Annotated in this window: 4 protein-coding genes; 3 read left to right on the forward strand and 1 reads right to left on the reverse strand. The window is 70.0% G+C overall.

Annotated features, from left to right (window positions below):
* The coding region (locus tag ACYVE7_RS31100) for a serine/threonine-protein kinase (protein WP_460369766.1) at window positions 1-938 on the reverse strand (938 nt) is incomplete at its 3' end.
* 58 nt (window positions 939-996) lie between these two features.
* On the opposite strand from ACYVE7_RS31100, the gene ACYVE7_RS31105 reads away from it, so the two are divergent.
* The 3 genes from ACYVE7_RS31105 (at window position 997) to ACYVE7_RS31115 (ending at window position 3,499) form a co-directional block, all read left to right on the forward strand.
* Complete coding sequence (locus ACYVE7_RS31105) at window positions 997-1,623, forward strand: hypothetical protein (protein ID WP_460369768.1); 627 nt, start codon at window positions 997-999, stop codon at window positions 1,621-1,623.
* 125 nt (window positions 1,624-1,748) lie between these two features.
* Window positions 1,749-2,702, forward strand: coding sequence for a Dyp-type peroxidase (locus ACYVE7_RS31110; protein WP_460369770.1), 954 nt, complete (start codon window positions 1,749-1,751; stop codon window positions 2,700-2,702).
* Window positions 2,699-3,499 carry a family 1 encapsulin nanocompartment shell protein gene (locus tag ACYVE7_RS31115; protein WP_460369772.1) on the forward strand — a complete coding sequence of 267 codons (801 nt, stop codon included), beginning with the start codon at window positions 2,699-2,701 and terminating at the stop codon, window positions 3,497-3,499. Before ACYVE7_RS31110 ends, ACYVE7_RS31115 begins: the two co-directional genes overlap by 4 nt.
* Window positions 3,500-3,549: the final 50 nt, after the last annotated feature.

Raw genomic sequence — 3,549 nt, forward strand, 5'->3', positions numbered from 1 at the left:
GCGAGCGGGACGGCCGGTGCGGGACCGGGCACCGTCGCGGGCACGGTCGGGGGCCGCCAGTCATGGGTGATGATCTGCCGGGCCGTCGCCTCCACCGCCACGGGTGTCTCCACCCGGTCGGACGCGGGACCGCTCACGAGCGCCAGCAGCAGGTCGCGGGCGGTGGGACGGGCCGCGGGATCCTTCGCCAGCGCCGCCCTGACCAGCCCGTCCAGGGGTTCCGGCAGCCGTTCGAGCTGGGGTTCGGCGTGCAGCAGCCGCGCCGACATGACCGCCAGGTTCCCGGTGCCGAACGGGTGCACCCCGGTGGCGGCGTAGGCGACGAGGCAGCCCCACGCGAACACGTCGACGGCCGGGGTGACGGGCCGGTTGAGTATCTGCTCGGGCGCCATCCAGCCGGGGCTGCCGACGACCATGCCGGTGGCGGTGTGCCCGGTCGTGGCGTCCAGGGCGCGGGCGATGCCGAAGTCGATGACCCGCGGGCCCGACACCGACAGCAGCACGTTGCCCGGTTTGAGGTCGCGGTGGATCAGCCCCGCGGCGTGGATCGCGGTCAGCGCCGTCGCGACGCCGACCGCCACTCCGTGCACGAGCCCCGGCGACAGCGCGCCCCGATCGGCGAGGCGCACCGACAGCGGAGCGCCGTCGATGTACTCGGTGACCATGAACGCGACGCCCTGGTGCTCGCCGTGGTCGAGGACCTGGGCGGTGGCGAAGGACGCGACCCGGCGGGCGTTGTCGACCTCGCCGCCGAATCTGGCCAGGAAGCCGGGATCGCCGGCCAGGTCGGCGCGGATCACCTTGACGGCGACGTCGCCGCCCTGCGGTGACCGGCCCAGATAGACGGTGCCCATCCCACCGGAGCCCAGCCGCGCCAGCAGCTGATAGGCCCCGACGGAGCGGGGATCGGACGGTTCGAGGGGTTGCGGTCCTGCCACGCCAGGAACGTACCAGTCCGTCCGCGAACGCCGGGGCCCGGCGCGGTATTCTCGGGACGTGTTCATCCAGGTCATCCAGGCGCCCGCGCGAGACGCCGAAGGTCTGCGCGCGGCCAGTTACCGTTGGGCCCACACCCTCGGGTCGACCTCGGTCGGCTGGATGGGCTGCACCGGCGGCGTGACGGCCGAGGGCCGGTTCGTCACCGTGGAGCGCTTCGAATCCGAGCAGAAGGCGATCCTGGAGTCCGGACGTCCGGGGCGGCGGCGCTGGTGGAACGAGATGACCGGCCATCTGACGGGCGAGGCGACCTTCACCAACTGCCGGACCGTGGACGTCCAGGCCGTCGACCAGGACGCCATCGACCGCGCCGGGTTCGTGCAGATCACCCAGGGCCGGGTCGCGGACCCCGCGCTGCTCCGCACCCTCCTGGCGACCCTGCACAAGGAGCTGGCCGAGACCCGTCCCGACCTGCTGGGCTCGACCCTCGCCCTGCACCCCGACGACGGCTACACCCATCTGCTCTACTACGTGTCCGAGGACACGGTCTGGGACGCCGAGCTCCGCGAGACCCCGCCCCGGCTCAAGTCCGTCATGGACGCGATCTTCGAGCTCAATCTCGCGGCCCCCGACTACCACGTGCTGACCTCGCCGTGGATGCACACCCGCCGCCAGACCGTCTCTTAAGGGGCGCCGTTTCCGGGTTTCCGGCCACTTTTTCCCGGAGTTTGCGCAAACCGCATATCCGGACAACATGGTTGGGGGCAGGCTAGATCCCGTACGGAACGTCCCTGCCTAACTCTAGGAATCCCATGCCCCAGCCGGTTTTGCAGCCGCTGCCCCGAGCGGCTTTGTTCCTCGTCGTGACGATCGCACCGGGCGGTGAGGACACGGTGCGGGCCCTGCTGGCCGACGTGCCGGCGCTCCGCCGTTCGGTGGGATTCCGGATCTCGGACGGCGATCTGTCCTGTGTGGTCGGGATCGGCTCCGATGCCTGGAGCCGGCTGTTCGGCGGGCCCAAACCCGAACACCTGCACCCGTTCCAGGAGGTCAGGGGGGCCGTCCACCAGGCGCCGTCCACCCCGGGTGACGTGCTGTTCCACATCCGGGGGGAACGCGCCGACGTCTGCTTCGAACTCGGCATGTTGATCGTGAAGCGGCTCGAGGGCATGGCCAGCGTGGTCGACGAGGTGCACGGTTTCCGCTATTTCGACCGGCGGGACCTGCTCGGCTTCGTGGACGGCAGCGGGAACCCCGAGGACGACGAGGCCAAGGCGGCGGTGTTCGACGCCGACGGCGGCAGCTATGTGATCATTCAGAAGTATCTGCACGACCTGACCGCATGGAACGCTCTGACGATCGAGGGGCAGGAGAACGTCATCGGCCGGACCAAACTGCCCGACGTCGAGATGCCCGACTCGGTCAAGCCGTCCAACTCGCACATCGTGCTCAACACGATCAACGACTACCACGGTGAGACGCGCGACATCGTCCGCGACAACATGCCGTTCGGCACGATCGGCAGGGGCGAGTTCGGCACGTTCTTCATCGGGTACGCGTCCGACCCGGGCGTGACCGAATTGATGCTCCGGCGCATGTTCATCGGGGAGCCGGCCGGCAACCACGACCGGATCCTCGACTTCTCCACGGCCATGACCGGATGCCTGTTCTACGTGCCGACGCCCGCGTTCCTGGCGGACCCTCCCGCCCCGAATCCAGCCGCCGAGCGTTCGCTCGGCATCGGCAGCCTGAAGGGAAACTCGTGAACAACCTGCATCGCTCACTCGCACCCGTCTCCGACGCGGCCTGGGCGCAGATCGAGGACGAAGCACGCCGCACCTTCATCCGGAGCGCGGCGGCCCGGCGCGTCGTGGACGTGGACGCGACCGAGGATCCCTCGCTGCCCGGCGTTCCGACCGGTCATCTGACCAGGATCGCCGACCACGTCCCGGGGGTCAGCCGCAACGTGCGCGGCTCGCTGCCCATCATCGAGCTGCGGTCGCCGTTCAAGGTGACCAGGTCAGCCGTTGACGACGTGTTGCGCGGCTCGCAGGACTCCGACTGGCAGCCCGTCAAGGACGCCGCCCAGCGGATGGCCCTGGCCGAGGACGCGCTGGCGTTCGTGGGCGACGAGGCCACCGGGCTGACCGGGATCCTCAAGGGCACGTCCAACCCGGTGCAGCAGCTTCCGGCGAACGTCAAGGACTTCCCCGACGCCGTCAGCCAGGCCATGACGACGCTGCGGCTGGCGGGCGTCAACGGCCCGTACCAGCTCCTGCTCAGCAGCAGCGCCTACACGCAGGTCTACGAGCTCGCCGACCACGGCCTGCCCGTCGACAAGCATCTGAGCCGGATCGTCGACTCGCTGATCTGGGCGCCCGCGCTGAGCGGCGCGGTGCTGCTTTCGACCCGCGGCGGCGACTACGGGTTCCGGATCAGCCAGGATCTGGCGATCGGCTACCTGTCGTCGGACGCCGACCATGTCGAGCTCTATCTGACCGAGTCGCTGACGTTCCAGTTCAACACCGCGGAAGCGGTCGTGGTGTTCACACCGGCCGACTGAGCCGTATCCGCGCAAGGACGGGACCCCGCGCGGGGCCCCGTCCTTGCGCG

It is taken from the genome of Actinocorallia lasiicapitis (genome assembly GCF_054778695.1).

Coding starts and splice junctions, on each gene's coding strand:
- ACYVE7_RS31110 (WP_460369770.1), top strand. CDS start 1,749: ATGCCCCAGCCGGTTTTGCAGCCGCTGCCCCGAGCGGCTTTGTTCCTC.